Genomic DNA, 22,224 nt, shown 5'->3' on the forward strand with positions numbered 1-22,224 from the left:
AGAGGACCACCATGAGCACTGCTCCCGACCCGTACGCATCGTTGCCGGAGCTGCCGACCTTCACGTTGACCTCGCAATCCGTTGGCGACGGCCAGCCGCTGGCTAAAGCGCAAGTCAGCGGAATCATGGGTGCGGGCGGCGAAGACGTCAGCCCCCAGCTGAGCTGGTCGGGATTCCCGGACGAGACCCGCAGTTTCGCCGTCACCGTCTATGACCCCGACGCCCCGACGGCCTCTGGGTTCTGGCACTGGGCGGTGGCCAACCTGCCGGCCGACGTCACCGAGTTGCCCGCGGGCGCCGGCGATGGCAGCAACCTGCCCGGCGATGCGCTGACGCTGGTGAACGACGCCGGGCAGCGCCGCTACATCGGGGCCGCGCCGCCGGCGGGCCACGGCCCGCACCGGTACTACATCGCCGTGCACGCCGTGGACACCGACAAGCTGGATCTGCCAGAGGACGCGAGCCCCGCCTTTCTCGGCTTCAACTTGTTCCAGCACGCGATCGCTCGTGCGGTCATCCACGGCACCTACGAACAGAAGTAGGGCAGGGGCTTCGGTCCGCGGCCCGGGGTTCCCGGCGCTCCCGCCCGGCGCTCCCGCTCGAAGCGGGGGTGCCCGCTCGAAGAGGCGCCCCGGCCGCCTTCCGCTGAAATCACTTGCGCCACTTTCGTCCCGGTGTTCTCATCTGAGCGGATTCTGTCGGCGGGCGAACGTATCATTCGAACATGCGTTCGAGAAATTGGACAGCGATTCGAGCTGACGTTGACGCCTTAAGCGCTGCCCTCTCCCGCTTCCAGGCGCTTTCCTGGGAGTCGCTGAGTCCCGCCGAGTTCGTTGACGCGCTGGAAAAGTACGTGTTTCTGGTCGGCCGGCTGGATGCACTCACCTATGAGCTGTGGAGCCCGTTCGCGCAGCCGAGTGGGCGGCGCACATGGCTTTGACCGACCGTGACGACATCCAGGACGACGTAGACGCTTTGCGCGCCATCGTCTCTCGCTTCCGTGAGCATTCGTATGAGGCGCTGACCAACCCGGAGCGGTTGCAGCTGCTGGAGACCCTCGAGTGCGAGGCACGCAAACTTCAAGCGCCTACCCATCAACTCATCAATCAGCTTGGTGAGCAAGGCGATTCAGCGGAGCTCGGCGGCAAGCTGTCCTGGGCGCTGGCCGACCGGCTGCACATCACTCGCGCCGAGGCCGGACGGCGCATCGCCGAGGCGGCGGATCTGGGTCCGCGCCGGGCGTTGACCGGCGAGCCGTTGGCGCCGGTGTTGCCCGCGACCGCGGCGGCCCAGCGCGACGGGGCAATCGGTGCCGACCACGTGTCGGTGATCCGGCGGTTCTTCCACCAGTTGCCCGAGTCCGTCGACCTCGAGACTTGTGTGCACGCCGAAAAGCAGCTGGCGGCCAAGGCCACCGAATTCCGCCCCGATCAGCTCGCCAAACTCGCCCGGCGCCTGATGGATTGCCTCAACCCCGACGGCAGCTACACCGACGAAGACCGGGCCCGGATGCGGGGTGTGGTGCTCGGCAATCAGCAGGCCGACGGTATGTCGCGCCTGAGTGGATGGCTGACGCCGGAGGCACGCGCCAGCTGGGAGGCGGTGCTGGCCAAGCTGGCCGCGCCCGGCATGGGCAACCCCGACGACGAGACGCCGATAGTGGACGGGGCCCCGCCGGAGGCGGCGGTGCAGGGCGACACCCGCAGCACCGGGCAGCGCAACCACGACGGCCTCAACGCCGCCCTACGCGCCGTCCTCGCCAGCGGAAACCTCGGTCAGCACAACGGCTTACCGGCCAGCATCATCGTGACCACCACCCTCGCCGAGCTCGAAGCCGCGGCCGGAAAGGGTTTGACGGGTGGTGGCACCATCCTGCCGATGTCCGACGTCATCCGCCTGGCTCGCCATGCGCACCATTACCTCGCGATCTTCGACAAGGGCAAGGCGTTAGCGCTGTATCACACCAAGCGCCTCGCGTCGCCGGGGCAACGAATTGTTCTGTACGCCAAGGACCGTGGCTGTACGCATCCCGGCTGCGACGTCTCCGGCTATAACTGCGAGATTCACCATGTCGAAGATTGGGCCAGGACGTACCGCACCGACATCGACCAACTCGCCATGGCCTGCGGGCCCCACCACCGGCTGCTCGAGAAGGGCTGGACCACCCGAAGACGCGCTGATGGCGATACCGAATGGATACCGCCGCCGCATCTCGATCGCGGGCAACCGCGAACCAACACCTTCCATCATCCCGAGGATCTGTTGCGCGAAAAGGAAGACGGCGAAGCCGACGATGCAATGGGTGCAGCTTAAGGCGCCGACTCACATGCGTCCATACGCGACGGCCATGACTAGGCCCAAACCCGCCAGCAACAAAAACATGATGGTCACCGGGTCGATTACTTCGAAGATCATGTAATCACCCGTGACCGAGCGGGGCCGTCGACAATGGCCGAGTGGCCACCGGCGTATGCGAGCTACGGGCCTGCCACGCGTGTTGGACGGCGATGGCCAATTCGCTCTGTAGCCGTTCGTAGCCGCGCGGCGAAATCCAGACCGGTTGCGTGCTGGGCATGTTCATTGCTCTCCTCAAGCCATCGTGGCTGGTCTCCGGGACACTCGCTGAGGTACTTGCGCCGCTGTGACGCAGTGGGCCTTCCGCGACCGCGGGACTTTCGCCAGATGCATTTCATACGGCACGGCCTCGAGCAGCGTCACCGGTCGCCCCGACTCACCGGGAATCGAGTAGATGCGTTGGTCGCCCGGCCGCGCGCCGGCTATTGCGCGGCCCAACGGCGACGCCATCGAGTACACCTTGATGCCGGCGCCCTCGCTGCCGCGTCTGCCCAGCAGGAACCTTTCGGTCTCACCGGCGACGTCGTAGCGGATGGTCAAAACCATGCCCGGTTCGGCGACGGGGCCCGCGGTGGGATCGCTAACGACCGCCCGCGCCAACAGGTTCTCGATCTCGCGGATACGTCGTTGTAGCGCTGAGCGTTTCGCGTCGAGATCCATCATGTCGTCAGGGACTTCAACGATCAGCTCCGATCGCAACGCGTTGAGTGTGTTCCGCAGGCGCGTGTACTGGTGTCGGGTCATGCCCATGGATTTGATACCGGTCAATTTTGAGTCGTGTCCTTCCTTTTCTCGGGGGAGCGTCGTCAGAGGCGGGCCAAAGGAGGCAGCCGCCGCTGACGACTCGGACGCCCACGGCGGGCGAAAATCCGTTGCGGTTGAGTGTTTTTCCGCTGGAGTCGTTAATTCCAGGTGGTTAATTCCATGGTGGCCTGCGGCGACTCGACCGTGTTTGCCGGAAACCGACAAAGGCGGTTCGATGCGTTGTCACACCTCGACAACGCTGCTGTCGAGGCTGCCGGAATCAACGGGCTGGCGCCGCTTATCGCCGCTCGACGAGGCGGTCGAAGCTTCGCTGCCATCGGTCGTAGCGGAGGCGGTCAAGGGTGATGCGTGCACGCGCGACTAGGGCCACTGCCAAGAGGCTCACCGCCCACCAGGTCGCCACTGCAAAGGCGACCGCCTCGTCGCGGGCGGTGTTCAGCGGTCGGGCCACCGGCAGGCCCTCGTCATCGACCCAAATTTCAATAGTGTCGCCGATCTTGGCCTTCAGCGGCGCGGTGACGTCACCGGTGCGTTCGGCCCCGGCGGCAAACCATCGGGCAGTGACCGTCACTGTTGGGCTCTCGAGGCTGCGGCGAGGGTGGCTGTCCCCGGTGACAGTCGCGGTCACCGGGTGGCGAGTTCGGGCCTGCTCGGCGTAGAGACGGCTACGAGAATCATGGACCGCAGTGCCCACCGCGGCACTGAAGGGCACGGCGATCAGCGACACCGCGACGGCTAACACCACAATCAGCGCCTCCACCCGGTCGGTGGTGCGTATCAGCGGGTTACGGCCGAACAGCCTCCGCGGCAGCGGCACGGTGAAGGTCTCCATCGCGGCGTCATCATCAGGTCGCCGGTCGGCGATCGGCTGATGATCCGGGTCTGAGGTCGACAACGAACAATTCCTATCGGAAGTCGGCATGGCTCACAGGTGTCGCGCGGCCGGGGGGATACCAGCCGTCACTGGAATCTGCCGGCAACCTTCATGATGGTGCGGATAGCCGCCGCAGGCTTTGCCACAGCCAGACAACGACGCTGCTCCGCTTTGTCGAATTGCGACAGCGGTCAGATGTCAGTGGCCGCGAGTTCTATCATCATCGCCAGCCGCTTTCTGGCATCGTCCAACGGCAGATTGGTGATCTCGGCCATCTTGCGCAGCCGGTAACGCACGGTGTTCTCGTGCACTCCCAGCCGGTCACCGGCTTCGGCCGGATCGCCCTGGGCCTCCAGCCATGCGCGCAGCGTGGCCACGTAATCGGTCCCGTTGGCGCGGTCATGACGGCCTAGCTCGGCCACCGGCCCACGCGACGGTGACCGGGCTGAGCGCGCCGCCGTGCGCAACCGCTGCAACAGGATGTCGGCCCATGACTCGTCATAGACCGGAGGCATGACCCCTGGGGAATTCTCTTGCAGCGCAAGACATTCCTCGGCTTCCCGGCGTGCGGCGGCGAGCTCGGTCACCTCAGCGGCGCCACTGATGCCGGCCAGCACCGTCACCTGTTCGGGGAGGGCCGCCCGTAGGCCGGTTACCCAGCGCCGCGCCGTCGCCGCGTGCGCGCCGGGAAGCAGCGTGTAGACGATATTGCCCGCCAAGGCGCTGCGCCCCGGCCGTGACCAGCCAAACCCCGTCGTGGCACGCTCGAACGCCAACAACAGAGCGGCATCGCGTTCATCGCCGATAAACGCCTGCAGCGCAATAACCCTCAACCCTTCGTGCGGCAGACCCAGCCTGCTCGCCACCATGGCGGCATCGGCCGTTCCCTCGAGCAACCGAATCACCAGTTCCGATTCGACTTGACGCTCCAAATCCGCGCTGGCTCGCGAGCGTAGAAGATGCAGTGCCACCGTGTGCGCCCCATCGGCCAAGGCGGTGCGTGCCGCCCCGTCCAGCGGCGCCGAACACGCCACCCAAACCGATCCGATCAACTCGCCCCCGGAGCGCACGGCCACCACCATGCGCCCGATCAAGCCGTGCTCGGCGTCCTCGGGGACAAACAGCGGCTCGTCGGAGACCCGCAGGTGTCCGAATACGCCCCGCGCATCGAACAATGCGCGCAGCTGCTCCGGTGTCTGCCGCTCCAGGATCGTCTGCACCCGCGCCGGGTCGGCATGTTGCTGCAGTTTCGAATACGCCAGCACGCGCAACAGCCGATCGTGAATGACGACTGAACTGCCGATAGCGTCCGCCAGGCTGTCGGCCAGTGCGAAGAGATCCGTTGGGCCACGACCGGATTCAGTCTCGCGACCCTCCAGCACCAGTCCGTAGACGACCGTAGCCACCTCGCTCCAGGTGACGGTCTCGTCGACCACCATCACCGCGCCGACCTCGGCGTCGGCATCACCGTCGATCGCGATCGGCTCTTCACCGTCGCGTACCAACACCACGACAGCACGCGCTGAAGCTGCCCACTGCACCGCTTCGCGAAACGAGCCGGCACCGACGGCCAGCAGTACATCGCCCACCACCACACGATCCGGCGCGGCTTCGTGGATCACCACGCTGCGCAGCTCAGCCGACCTGGGCACCGACGACCAACGCAACCGGACTCCATAACCACCCAGCACATTCACCAGGCGGTCCAACGTGATCACCAGCCGCTCCTCATGCCGAACTGTTGTCAGCCTAACCAGGAGTCAAGCTCGGCTTGACTCAATCCGGTGTGCGTGCCGCCGAGCCGACGGCATCGCCGAGCGAGGCGAAGCCGCCGTCGTGCAGTCGCAGCGCAATGCCCTCGTGAATCCGCTTGGCCCACAAGCCTCCTCCGTAGATGAAGCCCGTATAACCCTGCAGCAGCGATGCTCCCGCGGTGATCCGCTCCCAGGCATCGTCCGCGGTCTCGATGCCCCCGACGCTGATCAGCACCAGGCGGTCGCCGACACGGCTGTACAGCCGGCGCAGCACCTCGACGGCGCGGCGTGCCACCGGCGGCCCGGAGATGCCGCCCGGGCCCAGCTCGTCGACGCCCGGTGTGGTCAACCCGCGCCGCGACACCGTGGTGTTGGTGGCGACGATGCCGGCCAGGCCGAGTTCGACTGCCAGGTCCGCGATGTCGTCCACGTCGGAATCGGAAAGGTCCGGCGCGATCTTCACCAGCACCGGCGTGGACGTCTCGGCCAGCACGGCCGACAGGATGGGCCGCAGCGACTCGACCGCCTGCAGATCACGCAGCCCGGGCGTGTTCGGCGAGCTGACATTGACCACGAGATAGGACGCCAACGGGCCGACCAGCCGGGCGCTCGCCCGGTAATCGTCGACGGCCTGCTCGGCCGGCGTCGCCTTCGTCTTGCCGATGTTGACCCCGATCGGCACCTCGGGCCGCTGCCGCGAAAGCCGCATCGCCAGCGCGCCCGCACCGAGATTGTTGAAGCCCATCCGGTTCAGCAGGGCCCGGTCGGCCGGCAGCCGGAACATCCGCGGGGCGGGATTCCCGGGTTGCGGGTTCGCGGTGACCGTCCCGACCTCGGCATGTCCGAAACCCAGCGCACCCCAGGTGAGCAACCCCAAACCGTCCTTGTCGAAGCCGGCCGCCAGCCCCAGCGGCGCGGGGAAGCGCACTCCGAACACCGTGCTGTCCAGCGCCGGATCGGTCGGGGCTAGTAGCCGGTGCAGCACCCGCCGCGTCCACCCGACCGCGGTGACGGCGCGCAGCAGGGCGAACACCAGCGTGTGAATTCGTTCGGGCGGGATGACGAAAAGCAGCCGTCGCAGCAGGCCGTACATCCGGTGTTCGCCCTCGCGCGGCCGGGCGGGTGTCACAGTTCCGGCTGGTCGGGCCGTCGCCCCTCGGAGCCCGCGCCGTCTAAACGGGACTTCTTGCGGCGCAACAGAACTCGTCTGCTGCCGTCGGTGTAGAGCCGCACCCTGGTCAACTCCCAGCCGCGGTATTCGGCCTCGATGGACAACCGGGTGGACGCGCTGACCCGGGTCACGTCCGGCGGCAGGCGCAGCGGCGCCCATTCGTATTCATCGGACATCTCGGTGTCCCAACCCGCGGGCAAGCGGCTGCGCCGCGCCGCGGTCAACGCTTGCCCGCCGCGTGCTCGATGACCTGAACGCCCGCACCCGAACCCGACACCACGTACAGGGTGTCTGACGCCTCGTCGAAGGCCAGCGAGTTCGGTTGCTGCACGGTCGGGTAACGCACCTTTTCGACGGGAATTCCGGTGGATAGATCGTAACCAATGACGATATTGGAAACGGTCTGCGAAACCCAGGCTAACGCGCGCGAGCCGGCCAGGCCGTATGGCGCCTGCGGTACCGGGTAGGCCTGACGCAGGATCAGGGGATCGACGCCGTACACCAGCAGCTGGCCACCGCGGGTATCGGCGACCAGCACCCGACCCGCCTGATCGGCGGCCATGGTGGTGGCCCCCCGGCCCGCGCGCAGCGCCTGCTGGGCGTGGCCGTCGGCGTCGATCGTCGTCACCGAAGTCTGCCCACGGTCCAGCACCACCGTCGTATTCCCTTGTGTGGCAAGCCAATCGACGCGCGCGAAGATCTTGGTCTTGTTGGCGACGGCCGCGCTGGTCACGGCGTCGGGCGCCGAGGGGGCCGGCGCCGGAGAAGCAAGGGTGTAGACCGCGCCGTCGGCGCTGCCCAGCACCAGCCTGCCGTCGGCCCGCTGGGCCACCGCGGTGAATTCGGTCTGGGGAGCGTCGGCGACGGCCACCTGCGCCGCGCGACCGGTGGCCAGGTCGACCGTGTAGTAGCCGCCGCGGGCGGACAGGTAGGCGGTTCCGTGGCCGTCATCGGCCAAGGCGGTCGCCGGTCCCGGGAGCTCGACGACGCGGGGCGTGACCTGCGGGTTACCGAAGACCGTGACGCTGGCGGGGGCGGCCGGGTCGGCGCCCGGCGTCAGGGCCACCAGCTGATGAGTGCCGCCATCGAAGGCCGCCGCCGCGGCGTGACCGGACAGCGGCCGCACCGCCCCGGCCGGCCGCTGCGACGCGGGCGGCGACACCGCCGCGCGCGCCGGTTCGATGGTGCGCGGCGCGGTGTCGAGCGGATTCGATGAACATCCGACGGCAGCTCCCAGCAAAGCCGCCAGACCCAACGCACCGCCGCGAGCTGCCAGCTTGTGACGTGATTGTCGTGACGGCAACTTTTTCCCTCGGGGTGTGGCGGCGGAACCCAAATTTTAGGAGACCCTCTCGCGTCCGCCGGGCCTGCCGCCTTCATCCGACCCTACCGGCGAGGTATGGTCAGCTCATGGCCGTCACCGCTGACCGTCATATGACGCATAGTGAGTTTGCTGTCGAGGACATGTCGACAGGGATTGCCGCAAGCGGATATGGACAAGTCGGTGATGGGCGGAGTTTTTCGTTCCACATCGAGAACCGCTCCCTAGTCGTCGAGATTTACCGACCGCGCCTGTCCGGGCCCGTTCCACAGGCCGACGAGGTCGTTGCGAGGGCGGTCCGCAGCGTGATCGAGCTCGACCTCACCGACGAGCGCAGTCTCAGCGCCGCGGTGCGGGACTCCGTGGCGCACGCGGTACCGGTTTCGCACTAGTCATCACGGACCCGTCCACCGGGTACCGTCGTGGTCGATATGACCGTCATCCTGTTACGGCACGGCCGCTCGAGTTCGAACACGGCGGGCGTTCTCGCCGGTCGCTCCGAGGGCGTCGACCTCGACGACAAGGGCCGCGAACAAGCCGACGGCCTGATCGATCGGATCGGTGATCTGCCGATTCGGGCGTTGGTCAGTTCGCCGCTGCTGCGCTGCCGCCGCACGCTCGAGCCGTTGGCCGACGCGCTCTGCCTGACACCGCTCGTCGACGATCAGCTCGCCGAGGTGGACTACGGGGAATGGACGGGTCGCAAGATCGGCGACTTGGTCAGCGAGCCGTTGTGGAAGGTCGTTCAGGCTCACCCCAGCGCGGCGATATTCCCCGGCGGTGAGGGCCTGGCTCAGGTCCAGGCGCGCGCGGTGTTCGCCGTGCGCGAGCACGATCGCCGACTGGCCACCGAGCACGGCGGCGATGTGCTGTGGGTCGCTTGCACTCACGGTGATGTCATCAAGGCGGTCATCGCGGATGCGTACGGCATTCACTTGGACGGCTTCCAGCGCGTCACCGCGGACCCGGCGTCGGTGAGTGTGATCCGGTACACCGAGCTGCGCCCGTTTGTGTTGCACGTCAACCACACCGGTGCACGCCTGTCGGCCGCCCTGCGGGCCGGCCCCCCCGCGAAAGAAGAGGCGAAAGAAGAGGCGAAAGACGAGGCCAAGGGCGAGGCCGACCCCACCTCCAACGGAGAGGCGCAGGAATCGGCCGCCGCGGTACCGTCGAGCGACGCGGTGGTCGGTGGTTCCACGGATTAATTCGGCGGCTACCTCCATCGGATCGCACGGCGGTGGCAACAGCCGGTATTTTGGGAAGTGCCATGGCCCGCGCAATTCATGTCTTCCGCACACCCGACCGCTTCGTGGCCGGGACCGTCGGCCAGCCCGGGAATCGAACGTTCTACATCCAGGCTGTGCACGACGCCCGGGTGGTGTCGGTGATATTGGAGAAGCAGCAGGTGGCGGTGCTCTCCGAACGGATCGGTGCGCTGCTGCTCGAGGTGAATCGCCGGTTCGGCACGCCCGTTCCGCCGGAGCCCGCCGAGATCGAGGACCTCGATCCGTTGGTCACCCCGGTGGACGCCGAGTTCCGGGTCGGAACCATGGGCCTGGGTTGGGATTCGGAGGCCCAGACGGTGGTGGTCGAGTTGCTGGCGGTCACCGACGCCGAGTTCGACGCGTCGGTGGTGCTCGACGACACGGACGAGGGGCCCGACGCGGTGCGGGTGTTCTTGACGCCGGAGTCGGCGCGCCAATTCGCCACCCGCTCCAATCGCGTCATCTCCGCGGGACGTCCGCCGTGTCCCCTGTGCGACGAACCGTTGGACCCGGAGGGCCATATCTGCGCGCGCGCCAACGGATATCGGCGCAGTGCGCTGCTCGGGCCTGACGATGACCCCGAGGTCTGACGACCGTGAGGTGTTACGCGACGGCGAGCTGACGGTCATCGGACGGATCCGCTCCGCTAGCAACGGCACCTTCCTGTGCGAATCGACGCTTGGCGAGTCCAGCGTGCACTGCGTCTACAAGCCGGTGGCCGGGGAGGCGCCGCTGTGGGATTTCCCGGACGGGACGTTGGCCGGCCGCGAACGGGCCGCCTATCTGGTCTCCGCGAAGCTGGGCTGGAATATCGTGCCCTACACGATCATTCGGCACGGGCCGGCGGGGCCGGGCATGTTGCAGCGGTGGGTGCAGCAACCCGGCGACGCGGTGGACACCGAGCCGCGGCCGGGGCCGGATCTGGTCGACCTGTTTCCCGCCGGCACCAGGCAGCCGGGCTACCTGCCGGTGTTGCGCGCCCTCGACTACGCCGGCGACGAGGTCGTCCTGATGCACGCCGACGACATTCGCCTGTGGCGGATGGCGGTATTCGACGTGCTGATCAACAACGCCGACCGCAAGGGCGGCCACGTGCTGCGTGACCTCGACGGGCACATCTTCGGGGTCGACCACGGGGTGTGCCTGCATGTCGAGGACAAGCTGCGCACGGTGCTGTGGGGATGGGCCGGAAAGCCGATCGACGATCACACGTGCAAGGCCGTCGCCGGCCTCATCGACGCGATCGACGGCCAGTTCGGCGACGAACTGGCCGAGCAGATCAACCGGGCCGAGATTGCCGCGCTGCGCGGTCGCGCGCACGCGCTGCTGGACAATCCGGTGATGCCCGGACCGAATCGGCATCGCCCCATCCCGTGGCCGGCTTTCTAGCGGTGATCGCAGTTGGGTCGCGGCTATCGGTGCAGGCCGCCGTTCGGCGTCGGCGATACTGAAGCGGTGAGCCCCGCCGACGACGAGACGACCGCCGACGGGATAACCGATGCCGCGTTGGCCGCCGATCTCGCCGCAGACGCGGGGGAGTTGCTGCTGAAAGTCCGCGGCGAAGTCGGCTTCGGATATCCCTGGGCACTCGGTGATGCGGGCGACAGCCTGGCGAACGCCCTGATCCTGCGGCGCCTGCGCGAGGAGCGACCCGACGATGCCGTGCTCAGCGAAGAGGCGTACGACGACCTGTCCCGGCTGAATCACGACCGCGTGTGGATCATCGACCCGCTGGACGGCACCCGGGAGTTCTCGACCCCGGGCCGCGACGACTGGGCGGTGCACATCGCGTTGTGGCAGCGCTCCAGCAACGGCCAGCGCGAAATCACCGACGCGGCGGTGTCGTTGCCGGCCCGCGGAAACATCGTCTACCGCAGCGACACCGTGACCGCCGACGCCGCGCGTGCCGGCTTCACCGACACCATCCGCATCGCCGTCAGCGCAACCCGTCCGCCCGCGGTGCTGCACCGGATGCGGCAGACGCTGCCCATCCAGCCCGTCGCGATCGGCTCGGCCGGCGCGAAGGCGATGGCCATCATCGACGGGGATGTCGACGCCTATGTGCACGCGGGCGGTCAGTGGGAGTGGGATTCGGCGGCCCCGGCCGGGGTGGTGATGGCCGCCGGCATGCACGCGTCGCGGCTCGACGGATCGCCGATGCGCTACAACCAACTCGACCCTTACCTGCCCGACTTCGTGATGTGTCGCGCCGAGCTGGCGCCGATCCTGCTGGGGGCCATCCGCGGCGGGTGACTCGGACGTGCCTCGTCGTCGCGCATAGGCTGATTGCCATGCAGTCGTGGTCTTCCCCACAGGTTCCCGTGTTAACGGGGCGCGGTCCGGAGCTTCGACTGTATGACACGTCTGACCGGCAGGTGCGTCCCGTGGCGGCCGGCTCGACCGCCACGATGTATGTCTGCGGCATCACCCCGTATGACGCGACCCACCTGGGGCATGCCGCGACCTACTTGGCGTTCGACCTGATCCACCGGCAATGGCTCGATCTCGGCCACGACGTCCACTATGTCCAGAACGTGACCGACGTCGACGATCCGCTGTTAGAGCGCGCCGAGCGCGACGGCATCGACTGGCGCGACCTGGCCGAGCGTGAGGTGTCGCTGTACCGCGAGGACATGGCGGCGCTGCGCATCCTGGCGCCACGCGAGTACGTCGGCGCGACCGAGGCGATCGCCGAGGTCGTCGAGCTCGTCGAGAAGATGCTGGCGTCGGGAGCTGCCTACGTCGTCGACGGCGAATACCCGGACGTCTACTACCGCGCGGACGCCACGCCGCAGTTCGGGTACGAATCCGGCTATGACCGCGACACCATGCTGCGACTGTTCGCCGAGCGCGGCGGCGACCCGCAACGGCCCGGCAAGACAGATGAGCTCGACGCCCTGCTGTGGCGGGCCGCCCGGCCCGGCGAGCCCAGCTGGCCCTCGCCGTTCGGTCTTGGTCGCCCGGGCTGGCATGTCGAATGCGCGGCGATCGCGCTCAGCCGCATCGGCAGCGGTCTGGACATCCAGGGCGGGGGCAGCGACCTGATCTTCCCGCATCACGAATTCACCGCAGCCCACGCCGAATGTGTCCGCGGCGAGCGGAGATTCGCGCGCCACTACGTGCACGCCGGAATGATCGGTTGGGACGGGCACAAGATGTCCAAGAGCCGCGGCAACCTGGTGCTGGTGTCACAGCTGCGGGCCCGGGGTGTCGAGCCGGCGGCGATTCGGCTGGGGCTGCTGGCCGGCCACTACCGCGGGGACCGGTACTGGAGCGATCAGGTGCTCGACGAGGCCATCGCCCGGTTGAGGCGCTGGCGCGACGCGACCGCGCTGCCGGCCGGCCCGGACGCCGGCGATGTGATCGCGCGGGTGCGCCGATACCTGGCCGATGACCTGAACACTCCCAAAGCGCTTGCCGCACTTGATGGTTGGAGCACGGACGCGCTGGAATACGGCGGCCACGACGCCGAGGCGCCCAACCTGGTGAGAGCGGCCATCGATGCGCTACTGGGAGTGGTCGTCTAGCCGAAGTCGCCCGCAACGCCTACGTTGGCAACCATGCAATCGCTGCAGGACAAAGTCGTTTTCATCACCGGTGGCGCGCGGGGCATCGGGGCCGAGACCGCTCGCCGGCTGCACGCCAAGGGCGCCAAGCTCGTGCTGACCGATCTCAACGAAACGGACCTGAAGTCGCTCGCCGCCGAGCTCGGCGAAGAACGGGTCCTGACGGCGGCCGCCGATGTGCGTGACCTGTCCGCGATGGAAGCCGCCGCCGCCCGCGCCGTCGAGCGTTTCGGCGGCATCGACGTGGTGGTGGCCAACGCCGGCATCGCCAGCTATGGGTCAGTGCTGCAGGTCGACTCCGACGCATTCAGACGGGTGCTCGACATCAACGTGCTCGGCGTCTTCCACACCGTGCGCGCCACCTTGCCGGCGCTGATCGAGCGCCGCGGCTACGTGCTCATCGTGTCTTCGCTGGCCGCCTACACCGCCTGCCCCGGTCTGGCGCCGTACAACGCCTCCAAGGCGGGCGTCGAGTTGCTGGCCAACGCCCTGCGGCTGGAGGTGGCCCACCGGGGCGTCACGGTCGGCTCGGCGCACATGTCCTGGATCGACACCGCCCTGGTCCGTGACACCCAGTCCGACCTTCCCGCGTTCAACCAGTTGCTGGCCAGCTTCCCGTGGCCGCTGAACAAAACCACGACGGTCGACAAGTGCGCGGCCGCTTTCGTCAAGGGCATCGCGCGCCGTCGCACCCGCGTGTACTGCCCGCGCTGGGTGGCAGTGTTCCGTTGGTTCAAGCCGGTGCTGTCCAGTCCGGTCGGAGAGGCGCCCCTGCACAAATCCACCGCCGAGTTACTGCCTCAATTGGACGCCCAGGTCGCCGCGCTGGGCCGCTCCACCAGCGCCTACAACCGAGACCTCGGCACGTCCTAGCGGGCCTGGGCCGCGCGCTCGGACGCGACGGCCGCCACCCGGTTGCGCACCAGGAACCATCCGGCGCTCAGCGCCGGGATCACGACGACCACCGTCGCGATGGTCCACGTGCCGGTCTCCTTGTCGAAGGCCATCATGACCAGGACGCCGGCCAGGAACGCCAGGGTGAGATAGCCCGAATACGGGGCCCACGGCATCCGGAATCGGGGCCGTTGGATGAGCCCGGCCTTGGCCAGCCGGTAGAACCGCAGCTGACACAGCACGATGGTCGCCCAGCACGCGATGATGCCTGGCGCGACGATGTTCAGGACGATCTCGAATGCTTGGCCGGGGTTGGCGGCGTTCAGGGCGATGCCGAGCAGGCAGATGGCGGCTGCCATCGCGATGCCGACGTAGGGCACCCCGTTCTTGGACATCCGGGCCGCGAACCTGGGCCCGCTGCCGCTGAACGCCATCGAATGCATGATCCGTCCGGTGGAATACAGTCCCGCATTCAGACTGGACAGGGCTGCGGTGAGCACCACCACGTTCATCAAGTCCCCGGCGCCGTGGAAGCCGATCTTGGAAAAGAAGGTGACGAAAGGACTTTCGGTGGCCTTATAGGACGTGTACGGCAACAGCAACGCCAGCAGCCCCACCGACCCGACATAGAAGATCGCGATGCGCGCGATCACCGAATTGATGGCGCGCGGCATCACCCTCTCCGGCTCGGCGGTCTCCCCGGCGGCCGTCCCCACCAATTCGATTGCGGCATAAGCGAACACCACGCCGGATGTGGTCAGCAGCACCGCCAGCACGCCGGAGGGGAACAGTCCGCCATGATCCGTCCACAGACTCAGGCCGGTGCTGTGGCCGTCGATCCGGTAGCGCCCCGCGAGGAAGACGATCCCGACGACCAGGAAGGCGACGAGCGCGAGAACCTTGACCAGCGCCGCCCAGAATTCCAGCTCACCGAACCACTCCACCGAGATCAGGTTCATCGACAGCACGACGACGAGGGCGAGCAGCGCCAGCACCCACTGGGGGATCGATTCGAAGGTCGTCCATCGACGCAGATAGGTGGCGATCGCGGTGGTGTCGACGATGGCCGTCATCGACCAGCCCAGGAAATACATCCAGCCGATGGCGTAGGCGGCCTTCTCGCCGAAGAATTCGCGGGAGTAGGACACGAATGAGCCGGACGACGGGCGGTGCAGGACCAGTTCGCCCAGCGCCCGCAGGATCAGGAAGACGAAAACGCCGCACACGGCGTAGACCAAAAACATGCCGGGTCCGCCCTTGGCCAGCCGACCGCCCGCGCCCAGGAACAGCCCGGAGCCGATCGCGCCGCCGATGCCGATCATCTGCACTTGCCGGGCCTTGAGTCCCTTGCGGTAACCGGCGTCTTCGCCGCCCGTGCCAGCCACAGGATCTGCGCCGGCTACAGGATTTGGGTTGCCGTCGCCAGGCAACGCGGCCATGAGACATCCAATCGGTAGGTCGCGAAGCGATGCTTCCGCAATCGATCGGTCGACGGCAAGTTCGCCGACGAGTGGGCGGGTTAGCGCCCGAAGCCGGGACGACGGCGGCGCAGGTAGCGCTCGAACTCGGCCGCCAGCGCGTCGCCGTCGATCTTGCCCAGGGCGTCGTTCATGTCAACCTCGGCGTCGCCGCGTTGCTCGAGCGACAGCACATACTCGGCGAGGTCCTCGTCCTCGGCGGTCATCTCCGTGACCGCCTGCTCCCAGTCCTCGGCGTCCGTCGGCAGGTCGGCGAGCGGCACCTCGATGTCGAGCACGTCCTCGACGCGCCGCAGCAGGGCCACGGTCGCCTTGGGGTTCGGCGGCTGCGAGACGTAGTGCGGCACCGCCGCCCAGAACGTCACCGCAGGGATCCCGGCGGCCACGCAGGAGTCCTGAAACACCCCGGCGATGCCGGTCGGGCCCTCGTAACGGCTTTCCTCGAGGCCGAAGCGTTTCGCCGACTCGGGGGAGTAGGCGGCGCCCGACACCGGGACCGGCCGGGTGTGTGGGGTGTCGGCCAGCAGGGCGCCCAGGATCACCACGGTGTCCACGTTGAGCTTGTCGGCGATGGCCACCAGCTCCGAGCAGAAGGTTCGCCAGCGCATGTTGGGTTCCACCCCGTGCATCAGCACGACATCGCGGTCGCTGCCAGGCGGCCGGCAGTGCGAGATCCGCATGGCCGGCCACACCAGCTCGCGGGTCACCCCGTCCACCTGCCGGATCACCGGGCGATTCACCTGGTAGTCGTAGTACGCCTCGTCGTCGATCTCCAAGATCGGGTCGGCTTCCCAGATGGCCTCGAGGTGTTCCAGGGCGTCGCTGGCCGCGTCGCCGGCGTCATTCCAGCCCTCGAACGCAGCCACGACGACGGTCTGGTGCAGTTCGGGCAACGCGGCCTTGCCACTAGGCAGGCCAAAGGGGGGGCCGTCGGGCGGGGTCACAGAATTAGCGTACGGCCTTCCGGGCGGTGACGATGCGGACCGCGCGCGGTTGGGTGGGTCCCCCCCGGTCGCGGAAGCCAGTCGGGCAATCGGCCAGATGTTCGGGGCGGGGTGGCCGTGGGACTGTCGGCCGATTCGCGGTCAACCGGGGACTTTACATAGGACGACTATTCTTATGGCGTGACTGCCGGCGTGCCTCGCGACGACTTGCGCCACCGGCGCCGGCGCGGTCAGGGCGAAATACGCTCGGCTGCGAACTGGTTAACCTTGGTAAGTACTTCGCCGCTGGTATTCGCGAACTGTGGATCGCGGCGATGAGTTGGGCGTCCAGACGTCGATCGGGTGACGACGTACACTTCTCTGGTCGAGAGGCGTTGCAACGGTTCCGGTTCCCGCCGGTAGCCGCCACGCTCGGCAGAGTCGACGTCGTTGACGAGAAGGACGCCTTCCGCTACGGAAGGAACGTACGTGAACGCCTCTGAGTCGATCAGCTCGGCGTCGAAGACATTCGAGCCACAAATCCGCCCCGACTGCACAAACGAGCTGACGGCAGCTCTGCGCCAGCGGATCCTGGTGATCGACGGCGCGATGGGCACGGCGATCCAGCGGGACCGGCCGGACGAGGCCGGCTACCGCGGCGACCGGTTCACCGAGTGGCCGACGGCGCTGCAGGGCAACAACGACCTGCTCACCTTGACGCAGCCGCAGATCATCGAGGGCATCCACCGCGAGTACCTGGACGCGGGCGCCGACATCCTCGAGACCAACACGTTCAACGCGAACGCGATCTCGCTCTCCGACTACGACATGGCCGACCTGGCCTACGAGTTGAACTACGCCGGCGCCGCCCTGGCCCGCAAGGCCGCCGACGAGTTCAGCACCCCGGACAAGCCCCGCTACGTCGCGGGCGCCATCGGGCCGACGACGCGCACCGCGTCGATCTCGCCGGACGTCAACGACCCCGGGGCCCGCAACGTCTCCTATGACCAGCTGGTGGCCGCCTACCTCGAAGCCGCCAACGGCCTGGTCGACGGCGGCGCCGACCTGCTCATCATCGAGACGATCTTCGACTCGCTGAACGCCAAGGCGGCGGTGTTCGCCGTCGAGACGCTGTTCGAGGACCGCGGCCGCCGCTGGCCGTTGATCATCTCGGGGACCATCACCGATGCCTCCGGGCGGACGTTGTCCGGTCAGGTCACCGAGGCGTTCTGGAACTCCATCAGGCACGCCAAGCCGATCGCGGTGGGCCTCAACTGCGCCCTGGGTGCGCCGGAGATGCGGCCCTACATCGCCGAGGTGTCGCGGATCGCGGACACCTTTGTCTCCTGTTACCCGAACGCCGGCCTGCCCAACGCCTTCGGCGAGTACGACGAGTCCCCGGAGCGTCAGGCCTCCTACATCGCCGACTTCGCCGAGGCCGGCCTGGTCAACCTGGTCGGTGGCTGCTGCGGAACGGCGCCGCCACACATCGCCGAGATCGCCAAGGTCGTCGAGGGCACACCCCCGCGCGAGGTGCCGGAGATCGAGGTGGCCACCCGGCTGTCGGGTTTGGAGCCGCTCAACATCAACGACGAGTCGCTGTTCGTGAACATCGGTGAGCGCACCAACATCACCGGCTCCGCCCGGTTCCGCAACCTGATCAAGGCCGAGGACTACGACACCGCGCTGTCGGTCGCCCTGCAGCAGGTCGAGGTCGGCGCGCAGGTCATCGACATCAACATGGACGAGGGCATGATCGACGGCGTCGCCGCGATGGACCGGTTCACCAAGCTGATCGCGGCCGAGCCGGACATCAGCCGTGTCCCGGTGATGATCGACTCCTCCAAGTGGGAGGTCATCGAGGCGGGCCTGAAGAACGTGCAGGGCAAGCCGATCGTCAACTCGATCTCCATGAAGGAGGGCGAGGAGAAGTTCATCCGCGAGGCACGGCTGTGCCGCAAGTACGGCGCGGCCGTCGTCGTGATGGCCTTCGACGAGCAGGGGCAGGCCGACAACTTAGAGCGCCGCAAACAGATCTGCGGGCGCGCCTACCGGATCCTGACCGAAGAGGTGGGCTTCCCGCCCGAGGACATCATCTTCGACCCGAACTGCTTCGCGCTGGCCACCGGCATCGAGGAGCACGCGACCTACGGGATCGACTTCATCGAGGCCTGCGCCTGGATCAAGGAGAACCTGCCGGGGGTGCACATCTCCGGCGGCATCTCGAACGTGTCGTTCTCGTTCCGGGGCAACAACCCGGTCCGTGAGGCGATCCACGCGGTGTTCCTGTTCCATGCGATCAAGGCCGGCCTGGACATGGGCATCGTCAACGCCGGCGCGCTGGTGCCCTACGACTCGATCGATCCGGAATTGCGGGACCGCATCGAGGACGTCGTGCTGAACCGTCGCGAGGATGCGGCCGAGCGGCTGCTCGAGATCGCCGAGCGGTTCAACAGCAAGGACAAGGGTGAGGACCCGAAGGCGGCCGAGTGGCGCGGCCTGCCCGTCCGGGAGCGGATCACACACGCGTTGGTCAAGGGCATCGACGCGCACGTCGACGACGACACCGAGGAGTTGCGGGCCGAGATCGACGCCGCGGGTGGCCGCCCGATCGAGGTGATCGAGGGCCCGCTGATGGACGGCATGAACGTCGTCGGCGACCTGTTCGGCTCCGGCAAGATGTTCTTGCCCCAGGTGGTGAAGTCGGCGCGGGTGATGAAGAAAGCCGTCGCGTACCTGCTGCCGTTCATCGAGGCGGAGAAAGAGCAGAACGGCACCGCTGCCGCCAAGGACACCAACGGCACCATCGTGATGGCGACCGTCAAGGGCGACGTCCACGACATCGGCAAGAACATTGTCGGAGTCGTGTTGCAGTGCAACAACTTCGAAGTGATCGACCTCGGCGTGATGGTGCCCGCCCAGAAGATCCTCGACGCGGCGAAGGAGCACGACGCCGACATCATCGGGCTGTCGGGCCTGATCACTCCGTCCCTGGACGAGATGGCCAACTTCGCCGTCGAGATGGAACGCGAGGGCCTGGAGATCCCGCTGCTGATCGGTGGCGCGACCACCTCGCGCGCCCACACGGCCGTGAAGATCTCGCCGCGGCGCAGCGGTCCGGTGGTCTGGGTCAAGGACGCGTCCCGCTCGGTGCCGGTCGCCGCCGCGCTGCTGGACGACAAGCAGCGGCCGGCCCTGCTGGAGGCCACCGAGAAGGACTACGCATCCCTGCGGATGAGGCACTCGCAAAAGAACGAGCGGCCGATGCTGACACTGGAGAAGGCGCGCGCGAACCGGACGCCGATCGAGTGGGACGGGTACACGCCGCCGGTGCCCGTTATCGGCGCGGGAGTACGGGAATTCCAGGACTACGACCTCGCCGAGTTGCGCGAGTACATCGACTGGCAGCCGTTCTTCAACGCCTGGGAGATGAAGGGCCGGTTCCCGGACATCCTCAACAACCCGTCCTCGGGTGAGGCCGCCCGCAAGCTGTACGACGACGCCCAGCAGATGCTCGACACCCTGATCAAGGAGAAGTGGCTGACCGCCAACGGGGTAATCGGATTCTTCCCGGCGAACGCGGTCGGCTCCGGTGTCGAAGACATCGAGGTGTACACCGACGACACCCGCACCGAAGTGCTGACCACACTGCACAACCTGCGCCAGCAGGGCGAGCACCGGGAGGGCATCCCGAACCGGTCGCTTGGCGACTACATCGCGCCCAAGGACACCGGTCTGGCCGACTACGTGGGCGCCTTCGCCGTCACCGCCGGGCTCGGCAGCCAGGAGAAGATCGCGGAGTTCAAGGCCGCCCTCGACGACTACAGCGCGATCCTGTTGGAGTCGGTCGCCGACCGGCTGGCGGAGGCGTTCGCGGAACGGCTGCACCAACGGGTTCGCAAGGAGTTCTGGGGATTCCAGCCGGACGAGCAGCTGGACAACGAGGCGCTCATCGACGAGAAGTACCGGGGAATCCGCCCTGCCCCCGGCTACCCGGCCTGCCCGGAGCACACCGAGAAGGTGACGCTTTGGAAGTTGCTGGACGTCACGGAGCGGACCGGCATAGAGCTGACCGAGTCGATGGCGATGTGGCCCGGCGCCGCCGTCAGCGGCTGGTACTTCTCCCACCCGCAGTCGCAATACTTCGTGGTCGGCCGGATGGCCCAGGACCAGGTCGCGGACTACGCCAAGCGCAAGGGCTGGACTCTGGCCGAAGCCGAGCGCTGGCTCGCCCCCAACCTCGGTTACAACCCGGAGGACTGAGTTTCGGGCGCTACGAGGTCCGCCGGCCCCTTCCCGGTGCTAAACGCGCATCACCGAACCCAGCGCCGACAGCGGGATGTGGGCCTGCACGGTGCCGCCGTCCATGAACCACTGCGGCAGGCCGGGGGAGAAGTTGATCGGCTCGTCGTGGCCGACCGGATAGTCGGGCATGTAGATGATCAACTCGTCGGGCGTCAGGGCCCACGCCTTGTACGCGCCCGAGTACACCTTGTCGGGGGTCCAACGGTCGAGGATGAACGGGTAGGTGCCCGGATCGTGCGGTGGCGGAGCCTGATTGAGCGCGGTGTCGATGAATGGCGCAGCCAGCGGCGGGATGGCAGTCAGCGGATTCGACGTCGTCAGATCGGCGAGCTGCACCCGTCTGCCCGCCGCCATGTCGAAGGTGAAGGTCCGATAGGCGTTGTTGGGTTTGGGTCCGTCGGCGTGGTAGTCCTCGTGGAACACCGCGCTGAGCAGGTTGCCGTGCCGGAAGACTTCGAAGTTCTCCTCGCCGTAGCTGTCGGCGGCCATGCTGCCGTTGGCGGTCTTCCAGTTGTTGACCAGCGTGCGCAGATAGTCCCGGATCACCGGGCCGGTGGTCGGATTGTCGACCAGATCGTCGGGCACGGCGACCTTGATGTCGCGCACGGCGTTGCGTTCCGAGGTCACCGCGGTGTGGCAGTACTGGCCGTCCCAAGTGCCGCCGAGCTCGCCGCAGAAGGACGGCGCGGACGCGTGCGTGGTGGCAGTGCCGGGAATGGTTGCGGCCGCGGCCAATACGACGGCCGCTGACAGTCGCTTGAGCATGAGAGGGCTCCGCTCGGCTCAGAGAAGTTGGACTTTGCTTGCCCGCCAACGACCGTCGACCTTCTCCATGGTCATCTTGATCCTGCTGCGGTCGATGCGCGGGTCTGGTGCGGCCGTGTTGGTGACGGTCTGGTCGATGAAGAGCAGCACGACGACCCTGTCGGTGGATTCGGACTGAATCGCCGAGTCCACCACCACTCCGTGGGCGGTCGCCTTGTTGTCGATCAACAGCTGCCGGAGTTTGACGCTGGACTGGGTGTACATGTCCTTGAATTCGCCGGTCGCGCCGTCGAGCACCTGCTTGAAGTTCTCGTCGACCTTGTTCGAGTCGATGCTCGTCAGCACCTGCGCGTAGGCGATGGCCGCCTGTCGGGCCTGTTCACCCGCCGCCTTCACCTGGTGGTCCTGCCATTGCTGCCACCCGAGATAGCCCGAAACAGCAAGGGAGGCAACGAGTAACACCGGCAGCACGCTGCGGCGCAGATACCGGCGCCAGGGTCGCTTGGCGCGCACCGCCGTGCGGCTCTTGCGCTTGAGGAGCCCGCCTTCTTCGTCCTCCTCGTCCTCGGCCTCCTCGTCACCCTCGTCCGTGGTTGCCTCGTCCGTGGTTGCCTCGTCCGTGGTTGCCTCGTCGGCCGAATCCTCGGGCGTTCCGGCGGATTCGTCGGCGCGCGCCTGCTCGACTTCTGCGACTTCGGGCGCATCGGCGCCCGATTCGGTTTCGGCTTTCGGATTCCTCTTGGTGGTCACGACCATGATCATCTCCTAAAGGTCGATGGGTTCAATGC

At 67.3% G+C, this 22,224-nt stretch carries 21 protein-coding genes; 11 read left to right on the forward strand and 10 right to left on the reverse strand.

The genetic code is table 11. The features are described from left to right. Nucleotides 1–11: 11 nt before the first annotated feature. The 3 genes from AC5Y7E_RS16400 (at nucleotide 12) to AC5Y7E_RS16410 (ending at nucleotide 2,313) form a co-directional block, all read left to right on the forward strand. Entirely contained in the window at nucleotides 12–542 is a 531-nt protein-coding gene (locus tag AC5Y7E_RS16400; protein WP_499916027.1) for a YbhB/YbcL family Raf kinase inhibitor-like protein, read from the forward strand. Between the two features lie 182 nt (nucleotides 543–724). Next, nucleotides 725–940 carry a hypothetical protein gene (locus AC5Y7E_RS16405; protein ID WP_499949820.1) on the forward strand — a complete coding sequence of 72 codons (216 nt, stop codon included), beginning with the start codon at nucleotides 725–727 and terminating at the stop codon, nucleotides 938–940. Continuing rightward, nucleotides 931–2,313, forward strand: coding sequence for an HNH endonuclease signature motif containing protein (locus tag AC5Y7E_RS16410; protein ID WP_499949821.1), 1,383 nt, complete (start codon nucleotides 931–933; stop codon nucleotides 2,311–2,313). The genes AC5Y7E_RS16405 and AC5Y7E_RS16410 overlap by 10 nt, the downstream gene beginning before the upstream one ends. Nucleotides 2,314–2,589: 276 nt before the next feature. Here the strand turns inward: AC5Y7E_RS16410 and AC5Y7E_RS16415 are convergent, their stop codons facing one another. The 6 genes from AC5Y7E_RS16415 to AC5Y7E_RS16440 all read right to left on the reverse strand — a co-directional run bounded on the left by AC5Y7E_RS16415 (nucleotide 2,590) and on the right by AC5Y7E_RS16440 (nucleotide 8,195). After that, a complete protein-coding gene (locus tag AC5Y7E_RS16415; protein WP_499949823.1) occupies nucleotides 2,590–3,099 on the reverse strand; it encodes a GreA/GreB family elongation factor in 510 nt (169 codons plus the stop codon). Nucleotides 3,100–3,397: 298 nt separating this feature from the next. Then, nucleotides 3,398–3,952, reverse strand: coding sequence for an Rv1733c family protein (locus AC5Y7E_RS16420; protein WP_499949825.1), 555 nt, complete (start codon nucleotides 3,950–3,952; stop codon nucleotides 3,398–3,400). A 233-nt stretch (nucleotides 3,953–4,185) separates the two neighbouring features. Beyond that, nucleotides 4,186–5,712, reverse strand: a complete 1,527-nt coding sequence (locus AC5Y7E_RS16425) for a PucR family transcriptional regulator (protein ID WP_499949826.1) — start codon at nucleotides 5,710–5,712, stop codon at nucleotides 4,186–4,188. 58 nt (nucleotides 5,713–5,770) lie between these two features. After that, nucleotides 5,771–6,841 (reverse strand): quinone-dependent dihydroorotate dehydrogenase, encoded by a 1,071-nt coding sequence (locus AC5Y7E_RS16430; RefSeq protein ID WP_499950071.1) that lies wholly within the window; start codon nucleotides 6,839–6,841, stop codon nucleotides 5,771–5,773. 32 nt (nucleotides 6,842–6,873) lie between these two features. Continuing rightward, nucleotides 6,874–7,143 carry a DUF5703 family protein gene (locus AC5Y7E_RS16435; RefSeq protein WP_112632392.1) on the reverse strand — a complete coding sequence of 90 codons (270 nt, stop codon included), beginning with the start codon at nucleotides 7,141–7,143 and terminating at the stop codon, nucleotides 6,874–6,876. After that, complete coding sequence (locus AC5Y7E_RS16440) at nucleotides 7,140–8,195, reverse strand: YncE family protein (protein WP_499950073.1); 1,056 nt, start codon at nucleotides 8,193–8,195, stop codon at nucleotides 7,140–7,142. Before AC5Y7E_RS16440 ends, AC5Y7E_RS16435 begins: the two co-directional genes overlap by 4 nt. 134 nt (nucleotides 8,196–8,329) lie before the next feature. On the opposite strand from AC5Y7E_RS16440, the gene AC5Y7E_RS16445 reads away from it, so the two are divergent. From AC5Y7E_RS16445 to AC5Y7E_RS16475, 7 genes are all read left to right on the forward strand, one after another. Next, nucleotides 8,330–8,632 (forward strand): hypothetical protein, encoded by a 303-nt coding sequence (locus AC5Y7E_RS16445; RefSeq protein WP_499916040.1) that lies wholly within the window; start codon nucleotides 8,330–8,332, stop codon nucleotides 8,630–8,632. A 39-nt stretch (nucleotides 8,633–8,671) separates the two neighbouring features. Continuing rightward, on the forward strand, nucleotides 8,672–9,445 hold the full coding sequence (locus AC5Y7E_RS16450; RefSeq protein ID WP_499949827.1) for a histidine phosphatase family protein: 774 nt from the start codon (nucleotides 8,672–8,674) through the stop codon (nucleotides 9,443–9,445). 62 nt (nucleotides 9,446–9,507) lie between these two features. Continuing rightward, nucleotides 9,508–10,095, forward strand: coding sequence for a DUF3090 domain-containing protein (locus tag AC5Y7E_RS16455; protein ID WP_499916043.1), 588 nt, complete (start codon nucleotides 9,508–9,510; stop codon nucleotides 10,093–10,095). Next, a complete protein-coding gene (locus AC5Y7E_RS16460) occupies nucleotides 10,079–10,894 on the forward strand; it encodes an SCO1664 family protein (RefSeq protein WP_499949828.1) in 816 nt (271 codons plus the stop codon). Before AC5Y7E_RS16455 ends, AC5Y7E_RS16460 begins: the two co-directional genes overlap by 17 nt. 66 nt (nucleotides 10,895–10,960) lie before the next feature. Continuing rightward, nucleotides 10,961–11,758, forward strand: coding sequence for a 3'(2'),5'-bisphosphate nucleotidase CysQ (locus AC5Y7E_RS16465; protein ID WP_499949829.1), 798 nt, complete (start codon nucleotides 10,961–10,963; stop codon nucleotides 11,756–11,758). 38 nt (nucleotides 11,759–11,796) lie between these two features. Next, nucleotides 11,797–13,032: a cysteine--1-D-myo-inosityl 2-amino-2-deoxy-alpha-D-glucopyranoside ligase gene (mshC, locus tag AC5Y7E_RS16470; protein ID WP_499949831.1), complete on the forward strand. Its 1,236-nt coding sequence runs from the start codon at nucleotides 11,797–11,799 to the stop codon at nucleotides 13,030–13,032. Between the two features lie 33 nt (nucleotides 13,033–13,065). Beyond that, the gene (locus AC5Y7E_RS16475) at nucleotides 13,066–13,944 is read left to right on the forward strand and encodes an SDR family oxidoreductase (RefSeq protein ID WP_499949832.1); all 879 of its coding nucleotides are present in this window, start codon (nucleotides 13,066–13,068) and stop codon (nucleotides 13,942–13,944) included. On the opposite strand, the gene AC5Y7E_RS16480 is transcribed toward AC5Y7E_RS16475, so the two are convergent. Both AC5Y7E_RS16480 and AC5Y7E_RS16485 read right to left on the reverse strand, forming a co-directional pair. Beyond that, nucleotides 13,941–15,404, reverse strand: coding sequence for an amino acid permease (locus AC5Y7E_RS16480; RefSeq protein ID WP_499916051.1), 1,464 nt, complete (start codon nucleotides 15,402–15,404; stop codon nucleotides 13,941–13,943). The genes AC5Y7E_RS16475 and AC5Y7E_RS16480 overlap by 4 nt on opposite strands. Before the next feature lie 80 nt (nucleotides 15,405–15,484). After that, nucleotides 15,485–16,387, reverse strand: a complete 903-nt coding sequence (locus AC5Y7E_RS16485) for a PAC2 family protein (protein WP_499916053.1) — start codon at nucleotides 16,385–16,387, stop codon at nucleotides 15,485–15,487. Between the two features lie 468 nt (nucleotides 16,388–16,855). On the opposite strand from AC5Y7E_RS16485, the gene metH reads away from it, so the two are divergent. Beyond that, entirely contained in the window at nucleotides 16,856–20,629 is a 3,774-nt protein-coding gene (gene metH / locus AC5Y7E_RS16490; RefSeq protein WP_499949833.1) for a methionine synthase, read from the forward strand. 39 nt (nucleotides 20,630–20,668) lie between these two features. On the opposite strand, the gene AC5Y7E_RS16495 is transcribed toward metH, so the two are convergent. Continuing rightward, entirely contained in the window at nucleotides 20,669–21,436 is a 768-nt protein-coding gene (locus AC5Y7E_RS16495) for a mannan-binding family protein (protein ID WP_499949835.1), read from the reverse strand. Nucleotides 21,437–21,454: 18 nt separating this feature from the next. Continuing rightward, nucleotides 21,455–22,198: an Rv1363c family protein gene (locus AC5Y7E_RS16500; protein ID WP_499949836.1), complete on the reverse strand. Its 744-nt coding sequence runs from the start codon at nucleotides 22,196–22,198 to the stop codon at nucleotides 21,455–21,457. Between the last annotated feature and the right edge of the window lie 26 nt (nucleotides 22,199–22,224).

It is taken from the genome of Mycobacterium sp. NGS17 (assembly GCF_059813205.1).